This is a genomic window from Pacificoceanicola algae, assembly GCF_049341065.1.
Classification (GTDB): domain Bacteria; phylum Pseudomonadota; class Alphaproteobacteria; order Rhodobacterales; family Rhodobacteraceae; genus Pacificoceanicola.
On the sequence record NZ_JBMPIX010000004.1, the window covers coordinates 56,117 to 73,041 of the forward strand.

Below are 16,925 nucleotides of genomic sequence, written 5' to 3' on the forward strand. Positions count from 1 at the left end.
AGCCCCCAAAACCGCCAAAAGAAGAGTCAGAAATCCTACGGCTTTATGAATTTGGCACCTGTATCCTTGCGATCCCCGGCCGCTTGCCGGACCAGACCCGAGGTCAGACCGGCCCCGTTGGACAAAAGCGCGCGCAAGGTGTCCAGCGGGCCCTCAAGCGATGTCGCCAAGGAGATTGGTTTGCCATTGGTTTCGTCCTTTGCTTTGGCCGAAACGATCGACACAATGCTGGGCGTGCCATCCTTGTCAAAGGTGAAAACCGGTGAGCCTGACGCGCCAAAATCGACCTCGCAGGACAGGATCAGTATGCCCTGCTGCCGCGAGATCACGTTACACATCTCTTGCAACGACGGCGCTTCCGAGCGGTTGTGCGCGTATGAAACCACGCCCACTTCAGCGCCCTGTTCCGGGCGCGGGTGGGTCGCGAACGGAGTAATCGTGGTGTTGCGGATCGGGTGTTGCAATTCGATCAGCGCAAGGTCCTTGCGGACGCGGTTGGTATCGGTCGGGCCGGAAAAATCGTAATCCGGCAAGTGCACTGCCTGACGAACGCGCCGATAGGCCGCCGCGCGGCCATTGCGCCAGCCGGCCAGAAACTGGATCTCGTCCGTCGGAACAGCCGCCCCCGTGGCTGGATCAAACAGGCAATGCGCGGCGGTCAGAACAAGGTCTGGCGCGATCAATGCGCCCGTGCAAAAGGCGTCGCCAGCGATCTCAAGACGACCGACAGCCTCCCACTTGCGGCCATCTTGGCGACTTTCCATTGAGAAAAGCCCCTGCGCCTGAACCGCTGCGCCCCAAAGGAGCGCGACAAGAATCGCTGTAAATCGCACGTAATCAATCCGCTTTTTGCCTAACCAATTAAAAGAACGGTGCGGCAAAAATAGGGCAAGCGCTAGTTTGTATCTGCGACGTCTTTGCTATTCATCTGCAGACAAAGCGCGCGGTTTGGGACCGCCCGTCGCCCAATCAAGCAGTTCCACCGTGTGTACGATCGGCACGTCAGTGCCCGAGCCGATTTGCATCATGCACCCAATGTTGCCCGCTGCGATGATATCCGGACTTTTCGCCTCGAGCGTGCGGACCTTGCGCGCCTTCAGTTGCTGCGAAATCTCTGGTTGCAACAGGTTATATGTGCCCGCCGATCCGCAGCACAGGTGGCTGTCGGATGGCTCGACAACCTCAAAGCCCGCCTTTTTGAGCAGCGTCTTGGGGTGGGTCTTGATCTTTTGGCCGTGCTGCAACGAACAGGCCGCGTGATAGGCCACGCGCAGCCCTTTGGTCTGACCCGGTGCAATCTCAAGCTGCATCAGGACTTCGCTGATATCCTTGGCCAAACCGGCCACTTTCGCAGCCTGATCTGCCAAGGGATCGTTGCGGAACATATGGCCATAGTCTTTGACCGTCGTGCCACAGCCCGAGGTATTGATCACGATGGCGTCCAGCCCGTCGCCTGCCATTTCCTTGCTCCAGGCGCGAATGTTTTTCGCCGCCGAGGCGTGGCTTTCGCTCTCTTTACCCATGTGATGGGTCAGCGCGCCGCAGCATCCGGCGCCCTTTGCGACAACCACCTCGGCGCCGAGCCGCGTCAGAAGCCGGATCGTGGCGTCATTGATATCGGTGTTCAGCGCCTTTTGCGCACAGCCTGTCATCAACGCCACACGCATCTTTCGCGTACCCTTTGCGGGAAAGCTTTGCGGGTCATCGTTCAGACTGACCGGCGGAATGGTCTTTGGCGCCATCTCGAGCATCGCCTTCAGGCGTGGGTCAGGCATGAAGCGCGCAAAGGGCCGTCCGATCTTAGCCCCCAAAAGTGCCAGCCGGAAGCGCGTTGGATAGGGGATGATCCGCGCCAGAATCCAGCGCAGGGCGCGATCTGACCAAGGCCGCTTGTGGTGCTTTTCGATGTAGGCGCGGGCATGATCGACCAGATGCATGTAATGCACGCCGGACGGGCAGGTTGTCATGCAGGCCAGACAGGACAAGCAGCGATCCACGTGCTTGACGGTTTTTTCATCCGGGACGCGCTCGTTTTCCAGCATGTCCTTGATCAGGTAGATTCGCCCCCGGGGGCTGTCCAACTCGTCCCCCAGTACTTGGTAGGTCGGACAGGTCGCGGTGCAAAATCCGCAATGCACGCAGCTGCGCAGAATTTCATTCGCGCGGGCTGTGCCGGGGTCTTTTAACTGGGCGTCGGTAAAATTCGTCTGCATGTCAAACCATCAATCGGGCCGTGGCCAATCCGAACCACGGGAGCGTTGTTGTCAAAAGAGCGATCACGGTCAGCCAGCGGCTGGCGCGGGGTCCGGTCATATGTCGGCGGACCGCCAGAGCGACCATGCCCACCGCGAGAACCCAAGCCAGCCAAAGCGCGACAAGCGATCCCACCGCCCTGTCCGCGCCCATCTGCTGCATTCTCAGAGCCAGCATGACAGCCCCCACCACGCCGACGCCAAGAACAATCAGCGTCGAGGGCTTGGCCGGCAGTCGCAAGATCAGCGCGCAAATCAGGGGCCCACCGATAAAGGTCACGACAAAGGCGCCGACCGTCATCAGAAACATCATGCCATAAGCCCCGGATTGAGAATGCCGCGCGGGTCAAATTTTTTCCGGATTCCCTGGGTCAATGCCGCCACGGGCGCGGGTTCCGGCTGAAACACCGGCAAGGCGCGGCGGCTGGCTTCGCTGCCTCGGATCAAGGTAGCATGGCCGTCAAAGGTGCCGAGTTTGGCGCGGGCATCCGCGCCTTCGGGCATAAGCGCCCAGATCAACCCGCCGCCCCAGTCGTACAACAAAGCATTGGCGCCCAGACGCGCGGTCAGACCCGGCGCATCGGAGGGTTTGCAACTGATCCGCCAGACATCGCCAGCAGCATCCTGCATGGGGGCCACGTCGCGCACCCAGCGCCAGCCCTCGGCGACCTTGGCGGAATCACTCTCGACCCGGACCGCATGATCCTTGAACATCTGCGAAAGCTGCCCGGCACGGTAAGCCACCGAGTGGGTAAACCCTTCGATCCGCAGCATCGTGACGGGCGTGTCGTCCAAGCCGATCGGCACATGTGCCGCGCCGTTGATCTCGAAAGGAGAGCCCAGCGCCCGCGCCATGACCTTGACCGCCTCGGCGTCATCAAGACCGTCGATCAGGATACTGGCCGCCGCCTCGGGTGTCGGCAGGACTTTCAGACTGACCTCGGTCAGCACTCCCAAAGTGCCCCAACTGCCAGCCATCAGCTTGACCAGATCATAGCCGGTCACGTTCTTCATCACGCGACCGCCGTTCTTGACCACCTGCCCCGCGCCGTCGACAAAGCGCACGCCCAGCAGGAAATCGCGGCAGGCCCCGGCCTGTATCCGGCGCGGCCCGCTGACATTCGCCGCGACGACACCGCCAATCGTCGGCTCGCCCCTGGTGCCCAGCAAACCGCGATAATCCATTGGCTCGAAGGCCAGCCTTTGGCCTTCGGCGTCAAGCGCGGCTTCAATCTCGGCCAAGGGGGTTCCGGCCTTCGCAACCAGCGTCAACGATCCCGGTTCATACAGCGTAATCCCCGACAGCCCCCCGGTTTCAAGCACCTCGCCCGAAATCGCCCGACCAATCGAGCGTGTCCCGCCGCCGCGAATATGCAGCGGCCCGGTTGCCCCGGCAATCATCTCGGCCAGTTCGGCCTCGGTCTCAGGTCTCATGGTTTCACTGATCCTCAAATTTCGCGAAGAGTCGTCACTGATGCGCCATTGTTTCGGCGCAGCGTCAAAGCTCAATCATTCCGCCGCCAAAGGCAAAGCGCGCCGCCCTTCGGACGCGGCAAGCGGAAACACCTTGGCGGGGTTCAACAGCCACCTTGGGTCGAACACATCCTTGATGGACATCTGCGCCTCAAGATCAGCGGGGTCATACTGATCCACCATCAGATCGCGCTTTTCGATCCCGACGCCATGTTCGCCCGTCAGACAGCCACCCACCTCGACGCACAGCTTGAGAATTTCCGCCCCGAAAGCCTCGCACAATTCCAGCTGGCCCGGCTGGTTGGCGTTGAACAGGATCAAGGGGTGCATATTCCCGTCACCGGCGTGGAACACGTTCGCCACGTCCAGCCCGAATTCCTTGGACATCTCACCGATGCGGCGCAGCACATAGGGCAGTTCCGACACCGGGATCGTCCCGTCAAGGCACATGTAATCGTTGATGTTGCCCATCGCACCAAAGGCAGACTTGCGACCTAACCAGATGCGCGCCGCTTCGTCCGCATCCTTTGCCTCGCGCAGCTCGACCGGGTTGTGTCGGCGGGCGATGGCAGTGATCTTTTCCAGTTGTTCGGCGATTTCGGCCTCGGAGCCCTCGACCTCGACGATCAGCAGCGCCTCGCAATCGGGGTAGCCTGCCTTGGCGAAATCTTCGGTCGCGCGGATGCAGGGCGCATCCATGAATTCGATCGCCACGGGCAGAACGCCCGCCTTGATGATGTCGCTGACGCAGGCGCCCGCCACCTCATTACTGTCATAACCGATCAGAACGGGCCGCGCGCCTTCCGGTTTGCGCAAAATGCGCAGAGTGGCCTCGGTCACGACGCCCAGTTGCCCTTCGCTGCCGCAGATCACGCCCAACAGATCCAGCCCGCCCGCATCCAGATGCGCGCCCCCGATCCGGGACACGGTACCGTCCATCTGCACAAGCGTCACGCCCATCAGGTTGTTGGTCGTCACGCCGTATTTCAGGCAATGCGCCCCGCCCGAGTTCATGGCTATGTTCCCGGCAATCGCGCAGGCCAACTGCGAGGATGGATCGGGCGCGTAAAAGAAATCCTCTTCTTCTACCGCGCCGGTGACCGAAAGGTTCGTCCGCCCGGTTTGCACCCGGATAAAGCGGTTCTCATAATCGGTTTCGAGCACGTCGTTCATCCGCGCCACACCTAGAATAACACTGTCTGCCGTGGGCAAAGCGCCCCCCGCCAGCGAAGTGCCTGATCCGCGCGGAACAACCGGAACCCCCTCTTCAAAGCAGATGCGCAAGACCTTGGAAACTTCTTCGGTGGACGATGGCAGAACAGCGGCCAAAGGCGGACAGCGATAGGCGGTCAGCGCGTCACATTCGTAGGCGCGCGTCTCGGCGATGTCGTCGATCACGGCGTCGGCTGGCAAAACCGTGCGCAATCGCGCAACGATGGCCGCCTTGCGGGACAGGATATTGGCATCAGGTTCCGGCATCTGCATGGGTAATCCCCCCTTCGCGGGCGTGGCGCATAGATCCAGCCAACGCAAATCACATGAATTGGTAATTTTATATAACCAAAATCCCGATTTTGCGAGTCCCAATTCGCCGCATCCCGCGCTGCATCTTGCACTTCGCCGTGCTTCGGGGTCAGGTGCGCCTATGACATGGGTGAAGATCATACATATTCTTTGCGTGATGGGCTGGATGACCTCCATTTTCGCCGTGCCGCGCGCCATCATCTATTGGAAGCGCGAATATGAAAAGCTTGGGGAAAACGGTCCCTTGGGCGACCTGACTTATCGGCTGTACCGCTTTTCGGCGGGCTTGGCCGTGATCGCCTTTATCACCGGGCTCTGGTACGCGCACTGGCTGGGCTGGCCCGCCTGGGTGCACCTCAAGATCACGCTGGTGCTGCTGCTTCTGGGGCATTACCTGTGGACCGGGCGGCTGGTGAAGCGCGCGCAACAGGGGATTTTCACCGAATCTGACCTTTACCTACGCATCTTCAACGAGGTCAGTGTAATCGGCACCATTGCGATCCTTTGGGTCGTCGTGGCCCAGCCCTTCTGAGCCATGGACCTGACCCAGCGCCTTGCCCTGTTTTCCACGCTCGATTTTGTCGCTGTCGGGTTGCTGGTGTTGGTCTGGCTGGTCTCGACCCAGATGATCGAGCATTCGCCGAAATCGCGCCCATCGACCTCAAGCCTCATGGCGCAGTACCGGCGCGAATGGATGGTCCAGTTCGTCAGCCGTCAGCCCCGGATCTTTGACAGCCAGATCGTTGGCCAGTTGCGACAGGGAACCGCCTTTTTCGCATCGGGCAGCATGATCGCCATTGGGGGCGGCTTTGCCTTGCTGGGCAATACCGAACGGCTGCGCGGCGTGGCGCAGGACCTGACGCAATCCGCCGATCCGCTCTTTGTGTGGGAAATCAAGCTGTTCCTGATGCTGGCTTTCGCCGCCAATGCCTTTCTCAAGTTCGTCTGGTCGCATCGGCTGTTTGGCTATTGCGCCATTTTGATGGCCGCAGTGCCAAATGATGAAACCGATGCATTGGCCCTGCCCCGCGCCGCCAAAGCAGGCGAGATCAACATTATCGCGGCCCGCAGCTATAACCGCGGGCTGCGGTCGGTCTACTTTGGCATTGCATCTGTTGCATGGCTTGCGGGCGCCCCTGCGCTGATCGCGGCGGGGCTGTTTACGGCGGGCGTCATTTTGCGGCGCGAATTTGCCTCGCAGTCGCGGGCGGTTTTGCTGACCACAATCGACCGCACGGACACGTGACTTTGCGCGGCGCTTGGGCCTGATAGGTTGACGCGCATGAAATTTGCCATTGCCCTCACCCTGCTTGCCAACGCCGCCATCGCCGAGCCACCCAAGGTCATTAAGGTCACAACCCGTACGCAGGGCGACAGCCACAGCTTTTCCGTGACCCTACGCCATCCCGATACCGGATGGGATCACTACGCCGACGGCTGGCGGATCGAGACCGAGGACGGAGAGGTTCTTGGAACCCGCGTCCTTGTCCACCCGCACGAGACCGAACAGCCATTCACCCGTTCACTTGGCGGCATTGCCGTGCCAGAGGGCGCAACGCGGCTGTATGTCCGGGCGCGCTGTCTGCTGGATGGCTGGAACACGGAACGTACCCCCGTCACACTACCCTAGCAGCCTGGCCACCATGTCGCTGCCCGGATCGGCCAGCGCCTCAATGACATCGAAATGGTGCTTACCCGGCTCGACCACATGTCCACAGCCCCATGCCTTGGCCAAAGCCTCGGCCTGCTCCAGAAACGCCGGACGTTCGTCGGCCCCGACCCAGACGGTGACAGGCACCTCAGGCGCCGGATGCAAGGCCGGGCTTTCGGCCTGAGCCTCGTCTTCGTCGATCCTGAGGTCCGCGTTCATCGAGGTCCGCATCATCGGGCGCAGGTCCGCCACGGGTGAGATCGGCATGACATGGGCCAGACGGGCGCGCACATCATCGGGCAGCACTCCGGGTTCGGCCATGCGGGCCGCCAGATGCCCGCCGGCAGAATGCCCGGTCATCCGGATCGGCCCCGGGATCTCGTGGGCGACCACGGCGATCGCCTGTGCCACTTGCCGCGTGATGTCGGCAATTCGCACGCGCGGGCAAAGATCGTACGAGGGCAAGGCCACCGCCCAGCCGTGCTCTACCGCTCCTTCCGCCAGATGGGACCACAAAGACCGGTCGAATTTGAGCCAATAGCCGCCGTGGACAAAGACACAAAGACCCTTGGGAACGCCTTCGGGCAGGAACAAATCCAGCGCCTGCCGCGTTCCGTGTCCGTACATGACGCCCAACCGCGCTTTGCCGGTGACGGACAGGCGTTTGCGAAAGGCATCGGCCAGCGCCTCCCATTTGGGAGGAAACTCAGCCGCGTCAGGAATATAGGCGGCATTGGCATAGGCATCATCAAGTTCCATAAAATTCCTCTAACTGGCCCTATACTTTTACCTCACCAAATGTTCTGCCTTTTGCCAAGAGATTCAAACACATTCAGGAGGATCCGATGCTTGATCAGTCCACAAATCTCAAAAGCCTGCTGAAGGATCCCAGCCTTCTCGAAACACGCTCCTATGTGAACGGCCAATGGGTCGAGGGCGACGGCACCTTCGATGTGACAAATCCCGCGCGCGGCGACGTCATCGCCGAGGTCGCCGATCTGTCACGCGCTCAGGTCGGGCAGGCTATTGACGCCGCCTATGTAGCGCAAAAGGACTGGGCCAAATGGACGGGCAAGGAACGCGCCGCCGTGATGCGCAAGTGGTTTGATCTGATGATGGAAAATCAGGACGATCTTGGCACCATAATGACCGCCGAGCAGGGCAAACCGCTGGCCGAAGCCAAGGGCGAAATCGCTTATGGCGCTTCTTTCGTCGAATTCTTTGGTGAAGAAGCCAAACGCATCTACGGCGAGACAATCCCCGGCCACCAGCGCGACAAACGCATCACGGTGATGAAACAGCCCATCGGTGTCGCGGCTTCGATCACGCCTTGGAACTTCCCCAACGCCATGATCACCCGCAAGGCTGCGCCCGCACTGGCCGCTGGCTGCGCCTTTGTCGCGCGCCCTGCAGCAGAAACGCCTCTGTCGGCCATTGCCTTGGGTGTTCTGGCCGAACGTGCCGGCATCCCGGCGGGTGTGTTCAACGTTGTCTGCTCTTCGCGCTCCTCGGATATTGGCAAGGAATTCTGCGAGAACCCAAAGGTGCGCAAACTGACCTTTACCGGCTCGACTGAAGTGGGCCGCATCCTGCTGAAACAGGCGGCGGATCAGGTGATGAAGTGCTCGATGGAGCTGGGCGGCAACGCGCCTTTCATCGTGTTTGACGACGCCGATCTGGATGCTGCCGTCGAAGGCGCGATCCTGTGCAAGTTCCGCAACAACGGCCAGACCTGCGTCTGCGCCAACCGCATCTATGTGCAGGCCGGGGTCTATGACGCCTTTGCCGAGAAGCTGAAGGCACGCGTTGAGAAAATGAAGGTCGGTGATGGCCTTGAAGAGGGCACGGATCTTGGTCCGCTGATCAATTCCGACGCCATCACAAAAGTGCAGGAACATGTGGCGGATGCCACCGCCAAAGGCGCAAAGGTGATCCTTGGCGGCGGCGAGCCCATTCAGGGGCCGGGCTATTTCCTGCCCCCGACCGTCGTCACCGGCGCAACGCAGGACATGGCCTTTTCAAAGGACGAAACCTTTGGCCCGCTGGCACCGCTGTTCAAGTTCGAAAACGAGGATGACGTGATTGCCATGGCGAACGACACGATCTTTGGCCTTGCCTCGTATTTCTACGCCAAGGACCTGTCCCGTGTGTACAAGGTCGCCGAGGCACTGGAATACGGCATCGTCGGGGTCAACACCGGCATCATCTCGACCGAGGTGGCGCCCTTTGGCGGGGTCAAGCAATCCGGCCTTGGCCGCGAAGGCAGCCATCACGGCATCGAGGATTACCTCGAGATGAAATACGTCTGCATGAGTGTCTGACCATGGGCGGGTCTGAGCCGCGGATTGCGCGGCTCTACCTCTATCCTGATCTGCGCCGCCGCGTCGAAGAGGGGCGGCGCGGGTTCCTGACCACACTCTGCGGCGTGCTGCGCGACAACGGGTTTGACGTCCGGATATGCGGCGATGATCCCGATGAACTGGCAAAGGCACGCGACCGGTCGGGATATTCGATCGTTCGGATGATCGATCCACCATCACCGCGCGGCGTGACCTTTCGCCGAACCTATTTTGCGCCTTTCTGGCATATCGAAGGCAGCGCCGCGCGCTGGGATTGGCCTGTGGCCAAGGCCAGCTTTGATCCGGCAGATGTGAAACCGCACAAGGCCGAAAGGTTCATGACCAACATGCGGGCCCGCCACTTTCCCGGCGCAACGACATCCCGCGATGGGTTGGTCCTGATCCCGCTGCAAGGGCGCCTGCTGGAAAAGCGCAGTTTTCAAACCTGTACCCCGCTGCAAATGGTTCAGGCGGTTCTTGAGCATGACAAGACTCACCGCATCCACGCGACGCTGCACCCAAGCGAAACCTATTCCCCGCAAGAGATTGCCGCGCTTGAAGACCTCTCCCATCGCTTCCCCCGCCTGAGCTATGGCAAAGGTGAAACAGACCGGTTTCTTCCGGTCTGCGACTATGTCGTCACGATGAATTCCTCGGTGGCTCTGGCGGGATATTTCCTTGAAAAACCTGCCGCATTGTTTGGCCGCATCGATTTCCACCACATCGCCGCGAAGGCGCATGACCTTGGCGCTGAAGCGACCCTTGGCGCCGTCCCCGACCTGCGACCCGACTATGCCGCCTATCTCTGGTGGTTTCTGCGTGATATGGCCATTGATGATAGTCGCCCCGATGCCGAAACGCGCATCGTGCAGGCGCTGGTTCGCGCCGGATGGCCCATGAAAGGTGCGTCATGACCGATCTTCTGACACCGGAACCGCGACCTTTGCCAAGCCTGCTGGAGGATTGGGCCGCCGCGGCACGCAGCGGAGCAGGCTCGCCCTGGCTGAGCGCGGCTCAGGCCGAGGCGCTGGCCCGGTATGCGCTTGCACAAGGAGAAGGCGTTCACTTGATGGAGGCCGCCGCCTATACCCTGCACGAACCGCCGCGCGATATCGGATGGGAAATTCTTGGCGCGGATCCGCAGGGCGAAAACTGGGACGACCATCGGGACCCCGCGCGCGCCTTCGCCCTGCTGCGCCAAAAGCTGACGATGGCGCGCCGCAATGGCGCGCGACTGCAGTACAAGCTGTGGCTCAGAACGGCCGGGACTTGACCTTTTGGACCCGTTTTCCCGAATAGAAAAACGTGTCATGACATTGGCGAACACAACCGGGAGACCCAAACATGAGTGATGCACCCAGACCGCCGTTCCGCGCCGACCACGTTGGTAGCCTGTTGCGCCCGAAGGCCGTTGCCGAAGCGCGCGCCGCTGGCCTGAAAGGCGACGCCCTGCGCGAAGTCGAAGACCGCGAAATTCCGCGTCTGATCAAGATGCAGGAAGACGCCGGGATCAAGGCGATCACCGATGGCGAAGCGCGCCGCGCATTCTGGCACTACGATTTCATGGACATGCTGACCGGCCTCGATATCGAAGAGGACGAGGGCGAAGGTTTCAACTTCAAGGGCGTCAAATCCCCCGGCGTCTTTCCCGCAATCAACGGTCCGCTGGATTTCCCGGACGATCACCCGATGCTGGAGCACTTCAAATTCGTCGCGCAGCACACCACTCAATGCCCGAAAATCTCGGTTCCCGGCCCATCGGCTGTGCATTTTCGTCTGAACCCGGACCGCATCCGCTATGAGCCCTACCGCGATATCGAAGTGCTGTTTGATGCGATCACCAAGACCTATCAAAAGACCGTCGCCAAGTTTTACGAAGCGGGTTGCCGCTATCTGCAACTGGACGACATCTTTTTCGCCTACCTTTGCGATCCCAAGCACCGCGCCGAAAAGGCCGAGGCGGGCCTGGACCCCGATTGGCTGATCAGCAAATACGCCGACATGATGCGCAACGCCATCAAGGACCGCCCGGAGGATATGACCATCGGGATGCACATGTGCCGCGGCAACTTTCGCAATGCACACGCTGCCGAAGGGGCCTATGACCAAGCCGCCGAGGCGATCTTTTCCACCGGTGTCGATATCTTCTTTATGGAGTATGACACCGAGCGCGCAGGCGGCCTTGAGCCACTGAAGCTGCTGCCGAAAGGCAAACAGCGCATCATGCCGGGCTTTATCACCACCAAATCCGCCGAACTGGAAAGCATGGACTGGCTCAAGTCCAAGTTCGACGAGGCGTCCAAATACGTCGACATGGATCAGCTGGGCATCGCCCCGCAATGCGGCTTTGCCTCGACCGAACATGGCAACGCCCTGAGCGAGGACGACCAGCGCCGCAAACTGGAACTGGTCGTGCGCTGCGCCGAGGAGCTTTGGGGCGGCGTATGACCCGCCCCGACTACGACTGGTCCGCCCACCGGTGCAAAACGACGTCAAAACCTTCGTCGGCGGTGGGCGGGACAAAATGTTTGGACAGCTGCGCAAACTGGTCTTCGCTCAGCGCGAAGGGATGGTCGCCACTGGCGTTTCGAGCACGCAGTCTTTCCAGACAAACATGATCCGGCACATCGAGGACGTGCAACCTATGCGCGGCCTTCGTTCTGTGCAGAATGTCCCGCATCCACGCCCGCTGCGCGACGGTATTGCCCGGGAAATCCAGCACGACGGACATCCCCGCGCCCAGCAGGTTGGCCACATGCGGACCCATCACCTTTTGCAGCCGGGACGCGTTGCGCACATAGTCGGCGATCGAGCCCATCTGGTCGGCGTACAGAACCGAAAGCCAGTCATCCTCGGCGATGACGACAGTGTTTGGTTGCGCGCCCAACTGGGCGGTCAACGTGGATTTACCAGAGGCAGCTTTCCCGCACACAAGGTGCAGGGTTGGTTGTTGTTGAGACATGAGAATACCGAAATTGGCGCGGACTGCGCGCATGTAAGTTCAAATTGGATGCAGGATACCCGGCCCGGCGTATCAGGCCGGGATGGTAATTCGGTTGCTCTGGCAAACGACCAGGTTTCGAGTACGGGTTCTCATGCGCCATAAATTACAAGAAAAGTGGTGTCTGGTGCAACGTCCCGCTTGCGAAGAGGCTTGCCAAACCACGCGGCCCAGCGCATCTTCGCGCCAAGGGCAGACGATGGCGTCGTCTTTTTCAAAGCCCTGATCCGTCCTGAACGCCGGGACCTTGCTTTGCCAATGCGGTGGGGGAAGGTTCCCCTTCGCGCTTCTCAGGAGGGTTTCATGGAACGTCCCCAACAGTACCGTTTTCATCAGGGCGAAAAGGTTTTGCCCTTTGCGTCCGAGGAATATGACGCGCGCCTTGCCGGGCTACGCGAACGGATGGACGCGGCCGGTGTGCAGGCCTGCGTTTTCACCTCGATGCACAACATCGCCTATTACTCGGGCTTTTTGTATTGTTCCTTCGGGCGGCCCTATGGCCTTGTGGTCACCGATACCGAAAGCGTCACGATCAGCGCCGGCATCGACGCGGCGCAACCTTGGCGGCGCAGCCACGGCGACAACATCACCTACACTGATTGGCAGCGGAACAACTATTGGCGCGCGATTGAATCCGTGATCGGCACCGGCAAGGCCATCGGTTTCGAAGGTGACCACCTTACGCTGGCTCAGCGCGACCTTCTGGAAGATTTCCTGAAGCCGTCGGTTACACTCGACATCGCCCCCGCCACCATGCGCCAGCGGATGCACAAATCCGAGGCCGAGATTGCCCTGATCCGCCACGGCGCGCAGGTTGCCGACGTGGGTGGCTATGCCATCAAAGACGCCATCAAGGCAGGCGTGCGCGAGATTGACGTTGCCATGGCGGGCCGCGACGCGATGGAACTTGAGATCGCCAAACGCTTTCCCGATGCGGAATACCGCGACACATGGGTCTGGTTCCAGTCCGGCATCAACACCGATGGCGCCCATAACCCGGTCACCGCGCGCGCCTTGCAGCGCGGCGATATCCTGTCGCTGAACACCTTCCCGATGATCTCGGGCTATTACACCGCACTCGAACGCACCCTGTTTGTCGAAGAGGTCGATCCGGCATCGCTGAAGATCTGGGAGGCGAACGTCGCCGCGCACGAATACGGCATGGCCCTGCTGAAACCCGGCGCCTCCTGCGCCGAGGTAACGAACAAGATCAACGCATTCTTTGCAGAACGCGACCTGCTGCAATACCGCACCTTTGGCTACGGCCATTCCTTCGGTGTGCTGTCGCACTACTACGGGCGCGAGGCCGGGCTGGAGCTGCGCGAAGATATCGACACGGTGCTGGAACCGGGCATGGTCATCAGCATGGAACCGATGCTGACCATTCCCGAGGGCACCCCCGGCGCGGGCGGCTACCGCGAGCATGACATCCTTGTCATCACCGAAGACGGCAATGACAACATCACAGGCTATCCCTACGGGCCAGAGTTCAACGTGGTCAGCTAAACTCCACAGCGCCCCGCTTCACATCGGGGCGCTACATTTTCGTCCGGACCACCCCTTTATTGGATGTTCTCTTTGCGGACAAAACGCCTTTTCGCGGCGGCTGCGCCAATGACTGCTTTGGGTGTCAGTCGGTACGAGCTTGAGCCGCGCCAAGCACGTGCGATTGCCGAGTGACCACTGGACACTCCATTCGCTCAATTGAGGGCAATTCATTAATCTTCAGCAGTTCTTTCACGCTCCATTGGCCCATTTCACGATGGGGTAGCAAAACGGTGCTGAGACCGGGTGAAAGATGTTGGGCAATTTCCTGATCGTCATATCCCATGACTGCGATGGTCTCACCAATAATCTCGCCAAGTTCCTTGAGTGCCTCGTAGCAGCCGACCGCCATCAGATCGTTGGCGCAAAAGATGGCGTCGGGGCGGGTCTTTCCAGCCAAAAGTTTCAATGTGGCCTCGCGGCCCCCACTGGGCAGGAAGTTGCCTTCGACGATGAGGCTCGGGTCAACCGGGATACGGGCCGCGCGAAGCGCGCGTTCGTAGCCTTCCATCCGCTGGTCAGAGGCTTCCATCCAGCTTTCACCTGAAATGAACGCGATGCGGCGATGCCCTACTGCGAGGAGTGCTTTTGTCGCTTCTTCTCCACCGCGCCGTTCGGCTGGGACGACGGATGCGTATTTGCCTGCCGCGTCATAGCAATTCAGCAGTGTTGCACGGTGGCGTGCCAAACCGTCTGGCGGTACAACTTCGCGGGTCAGGATTGAGCCGTAGATGACGCCGACAACGCCGTCATGCGCCCATTTCTTGAGAACCTCCGCCTCATATTGCGCATCGCCCCCCGTCATGACGACTTCGACGATGATGTCGTTTTTCCAGGCTTCTTCCTGGACGCCTTCAATTGAGATTGCGGCAAAGGGACTGGTTGCGATTTCGTCCAGCATCAAGCCGATGACACCAAGGCCAGCGGACTTTGGGGGACGGCCTGCACCGCGCGGGCGATAGCCCAAAGCGTCTACCGCGTCCGTCACCCGTTTGCGGGTTTCGCGGCTGATGCGCATGTCCTCCAGACCATTCAACACAAACGAAACGGTGGATTGTGAGACGCCAGCGTGAAGGGCGACGTCCTTCATCGTGACGCGCGACGTGCCTTTTTCATTAGGTTTTCTTGCCAAAATTATATTCCTTGCTTTGCGCTAATAAATATTGCTAATAATTTTAGCACAAGAAGAATCAACGCACTTTGGGAGGAGGCGATCGATGGCTTCGCGGTCAAAACTATCGCAGACGCAAGCCGCTTGGCTTTTGCTTGCGCCATTCCTCATCACCTACACCTTGTTCCTGATCTATCCGTTCTTTCGTGGAGTCTGGATATCGCTGCACGATTGGAACCTGCTGGCCGTCGCGTTCAACCCTGACGCAAAAGAATTCGTGGGCCTGCGAAATTACGAAAGGGTGATGTGGGGCAAAGGCATCACATGGTCCGTTTTCAACGCCCCTATTTTGCAGTCGCTCGGCCTCGCGGGCGCCGTGCTTTCGATCTTCCTCTCCCGGATGGGCCGTTTGAGCCGCTTCAATGTGATCGCCCTTGGCGTCGTTTCAGTGCTCTTGGTTGTCCTCCCCGGCTTTCATCCGGGAGAAGGAGGACGTTGGTATGACCGGCGGTTCTGGCCTACGGTCGGCAACACGCTGGTGTTTGTCGGCTTTGCAGTTCCCGGTGTGACCATTTTTGCGCTTCTGTTGGCGTCAGCGCTCAACCGCGAAACCCGTGCGATGGGCATTCTGCGAACATTGTTTTTCCTCAGTCAGGTGCTCTCGGTCACGGTTGTGACGTTGATTTGGCAAATTATGTTTTCGCCGCGTCAGGGCTTGATTGCGAACATCACTGAAACCTTCGGTGGCACGCCGATTAACTGGCTAACAGATCAACAGTTCGCCATGGCGGCGATTGTCATCGCGACAGTTTGGTGGTCACTCGGCATTGCCATGATCCTGTTTCTGGCGGGACTTCAGGACATCTCCAAAGATATTTACGAGGCTGCTGCGCTCGACAATGCGCGCGGCTGGAAAGCCTTCTGGTTCATCACCCTACCAAACCTGACACGCACGATTTCGGTCGTCGTGATCCTGCAAATCATCCTGCATTTTCAGGTTTTTGGTCAACCGCACCTGATGACCCAAGGTGGTCCGAACGATTCAACGCAAGTGCTCGTCCGCTACATCTATCAGACCGGTTTCCGCGATAGCGAACTTGGCCGCGCAAGCGCCATGGCCGTGTTCTTGTTCCTCATCATGGGGTCGTTCTCGATCATCCAATTCGTAATCGGGCGGGAGAAAGACTGATGAATCGCAGCTATTACTGGCTTGTCCTCGGCCTCTCGATCCCCGCATTTCTGTGGCTCGTGCCAACACTTTGGATGGTGTCGCTGTCGTTCCAACCCAACGAGGTTCTGGCCCGAACAACATCATCGACCTTCTTCGGTCTGATCCCGCTGCCCTTTACAGCGGAGAACTACGCAGCGCTGTTTTCGTTTGGCCAGACGCCGTGGTGGTTCATGAACTCGATCATCGTGGCAGTTGGTATGACGTTGGGCGTTCTGTTTGTCTCAACCACCGCAGGCTACGTGCTGGCGCGGATGGATTTTCCGTTCAAGCGCACAATCATGGTGATCTGCCTGATTGGTCTGATGGTTCCCGAACAGGCCGTGTTCATCCCGCTCTATACGATGTTCGCCGAGTTTGGCTGGCACAATTCTTATCACGCATTGATCCTGCCGCGCATGGCTGTGCCGATCGGGGTTTTCTTGATGATGCAGTTCTTCAAGGCGATCCCAAAAGACATCGAGGAGGCCGCCCGTTTGGACGGTGTCACATGGCTCAAGATTTTCTGGTACGTCATGCTGCCGCTGGCGCGCCCTGCCATGATGACGCTTGCCATCCTGACGTTCCTCTATGCTTGGAACGACTACCTCTGGCCGCTCGTCAGCGCCCAGCAGCGGGAATACTTCACGATCACCTTGGGCCTTGCATCCATTCAATCAAACTTCGCGCAATCAGAAGGGCTGGGCCGTGTCATGGCCTCGGGCGTGATCGCGTCCCTTCCGGTTGTCATCTTGTTCCTGATTTTCCAGCGGTACGTGGTTCAAGCCATGACGGCCGGCGGATCAAAGGGCTAACGCACAC

18 protein-coding genes are annotated in these 16,925 nt (G+C 59.8%); 10 read left to right on the forward strand and 8 right to left on the reverse strand.

The annotated features are described in order from the left end of the window. Positions 1-35 precede the first annotated feature (35 nt). From ACOYQJ_RS07380 to ACOYQJ_RS07400, 5 genes are all read right to left on the reverse strand, one after another. Positions 36-764, reverse strand: a complete 729-nt coding sequence (locus ACOYQJ_RS07380) for a trypsin-like serine peptidase (protein ID WP_422905374.1) — start codon at positions 762-764, stop codon at positions 36-38. 156 nt (positions 765-920) lie between these two features. Beyond that, entirely contained in the window at positions 921-2,213 is a 1,293-nt protein-coding gene (gene glcF, locus ACOYQJ_RS07385; RefSeq protein WP_422905375.1) for a glycolate oxidase subunit GlcF, read from the reverse strand. Position 2,214: 1 nt separating this feature from the next. Beyond that, positions 2,215-2,565, reverse strand: coding sequence for a hypothetical protein (locus ACOYQJ_RS07390; RefSeq protein WP_422905376.1), 351 nt, complete (start codon positions 2,563-2,565; stop codon positions 2,215-2,217). Further along, the gene (locus ACOYQJ_RS07395; protein ID WP_422905377.1) at positions 2,562-3,686 is read right to left on the reverse strand and encodes an FAD-binding protein; all 1,125 of its coding nucleotides are present in this window, start codon (positions 3,684-3,686) and stop codon (positions 2,562-2,564) included. Before ACOYQJ_RS07395 ends, ACOYQJ_RS07390 begins: the two co-directional genes overlap by 4 nt. Positions 3,687-3,761: 75 nt before the next feature. After that, positions 3,762-5,210: an FAD-linked oxidase C-terminal domain-containing protein gene (locus ACOYQJ_RS07400; protein ID WP_422905378.1), complete on the reverse strand. Its 1,449-nt coding sequence runs from the start codon at positions 5,208-5,210 to the stop codon at positions 3,762-3,764. Positions 5,211-5,370: 160 nt separating this feature from the next. On the opposite strand from ACOYQJ_RS07400, the gene ACOYQJ_RS07405 reads away from it, so the two are divergent. Genes ACOYQJ_RS07405 through ACOYQJ_RS07415 form a run of 3 tightly spaced genes read left to right on the forward strand, consistent with a single transcriptional unit; the run spans position 5,371 to position 6,879 of the window. Continuing rightward, positions 5,371-5,781, forward strand: coding sequence for a CopD family protein (locus tag ACOYQJ_RS07405; RefSeq protein ID WP_422905379.1), 411 nt, complete (start codon positions 5,371-5,373; stop codon positions 5,779-5,781). Positions 5,782-5,784: 3 nt separating this feature from the next. Continuing rightward, the gene (locus ACOYQJ_RS07410; RefSeq protein WP_422905380.1) at positions 5,785-6,495 is read left to right on the forward strand and encodes a DUF599 domain-containing protein; all 711 of its coding nucleotides are present in this window, start codon (positions 5,785-5,787) and stop codon (positions 6,493-6,495) included. Positions 6,496-6,531: 36 nt separating this feature from the next. After that, positions 6,532-6,879, forward strand: a complete 348-nt coding sequence (locus tag ACOYQJ_RS07415) for a hypothetical protein (protein ID WP_422905381.1) — start codon at positions 6,532-6,534, stop codon at positions 6,877-6,879. On the opposite strand, the gene ACOYQJ_RS07420 is transcribed toward ACOYQJ_RS07415, so the two are convergent. Next, entirely contained in the window at positions 6,871-7,659 is a 789-nt protein-coding gene (locus tag ACOYQJ_RS07420; protein ID WP_422905382.1) for a hormone-sensitive lipase, read from the reverse strand. The two genes, ACOYQJ_RS07415 and ACOYQJ_RS07420, sit on opposite strands and share 9 nt — an antisense overlap. Positions 7,660-7,745: 86 nt before the next feature. Between ACOYQJ_RS07420 and ACOYQJ_RS07425 the strand changes: the two genes are divergently transcribed. From ACOYQJ_RS07425 to ACOYQJ_RS07440, 4 genes are all read left to right on the forward strand, one after another. Continuing rightward, on the forward strand, positions 7,746-9,221 hold the full coding sequence (locus ACOYQJ_RS07425) for an NAD-dependent succinate-semialdehyde dehydrogenase (protein ID WP_422905383.1): 1,476 nt from the start codon (positions 7,746-7,748) through the stop codon (positions 9,219-9,221). A gap of 2 nt (positions 9,222-9,223) precedes the next feature. Next, entirely contained in the window at positions 9,224-10,153 is a 930-nt protein-coding gene (locus ACOYQJ_RS07430; protein WP_422905384.1) for a hypothetical protein, read from the forward strand. Then, entirely contained in the window at positions 10,150-10,512 is a 363-nt protein-coding gene (locus ACOYQJ_RS07435; protein ID WP_422905385.1) for a hypothetical protein, read from the forward strand. The genes ACOYQJ_RS07430 and ACOYQJ_RS07435 overlap by 4 nt, the downstream gene beginning before the upstream one ends. A gap of 71 nt (positions 10,513-10,583) precedes the next feature. Then, positions 10,584-11,687, forward strand: a complete 1,104-nt coding sequence (locus tag ACOYQJ_RS07440; RefSeq protein ID WP_422905386.1) for a 5-methyltetrahydropteroyltriglutamate--homocysteine S-methyltransferase — start codon at positions 10,584-10,586, stop codon at positions 11,685-11,687. A gap of 10 nt (positions 11,688-11,697) precedes the next feature. Here the strand turns inward: ACOYQJ_RS07440 and ACOYQJ_RS07445 are convergent, their stop codons facing one another. Further along, the gene (locus ACOYQJ_RS07445; RefSeq protein ID WP_422905387.1) at positions 11,698-12,201 is read right to left on the reverse strand and encodes a P-loop nucleotide/nucleoside kinase family protein; all 504 of its coding nucleotides are present in this window, start codon (positions 12,199-12,201) and stop codon (positions 11,698-11,700) included. A gap of 342 nt (positions 12,202-12,543) precedes the next feature. Between ACOYQJ_RS07445 and ACOYQJ_RS07450 the strand changes: the two genes are divergently transcribed. Continuing rightward, a complete protein-coding gene (locus ACOYQJ_RS07450) occupies positions 12,544-13,746 on the forward strand; it encodes a M24 family metallopeptidase (RefSeq protein ID WP_422905388.1) in 1,203 nt (400 codons plus the stop codon). A gap of 124 nt (positions 13,747-13,870) precedes the next feature. On the opposite strand, the gene ACOYQJ_RS07455 is transcribed toward ACOYQJ_RS07450, so the two are convergent. Continuing rightward, positions 13,871-14,917: a LacI family DNA-binding transcriptional regulator gene (locus ACOYQJ_RS07455; protein ID WP_422905389.1), complete on the reverse strand. Its 1,047-nt coding sequence runs from the start codon at positions 14,915-14,917 to the stop codon at positions 13,871-13,873. A 160-nt stretch (positions 14,918-15,077) separates the two neighbouring features. On the opposite strand from ACOYQJ_RS07455, the gene ACOYQJ_RS07460 reads away from it, so the two are divergent. Both ACOYQJ_RS07460 and ACOYQJ_RS07465 read left to right on the forward strand, forming a co-directional pair. Further along, positions 15,078-16,085: a carbohydrate ABC transporter permease gene (locus tag ACOYQJ_RS07460; RefSeq protein WP_422905390.1), complete on the forward strand. Its 1,008-nt coding sequence runs from the start codon at positions 15,078-15,080 to the stop codon at positions 16,083-16,085. Continuing rightward, positions 16,085-16,918, forward strand: a complete 834-nt coding sequence (locus ACOYQJ_RS07465; protein WP_422905391.1) for a carbohydrate ABC transporter permease — start codon at positions 16,085-16,087, stop codon at positions 16,916-16,918. Before ACOYQJ_RS07460 ends, ACOYQJ_RS07465 begins: the two co-directional genes overlap by 1 nt. The last annotated feature ends 7 nt before the right edge of the window (positions 16,919-16,925 follow it).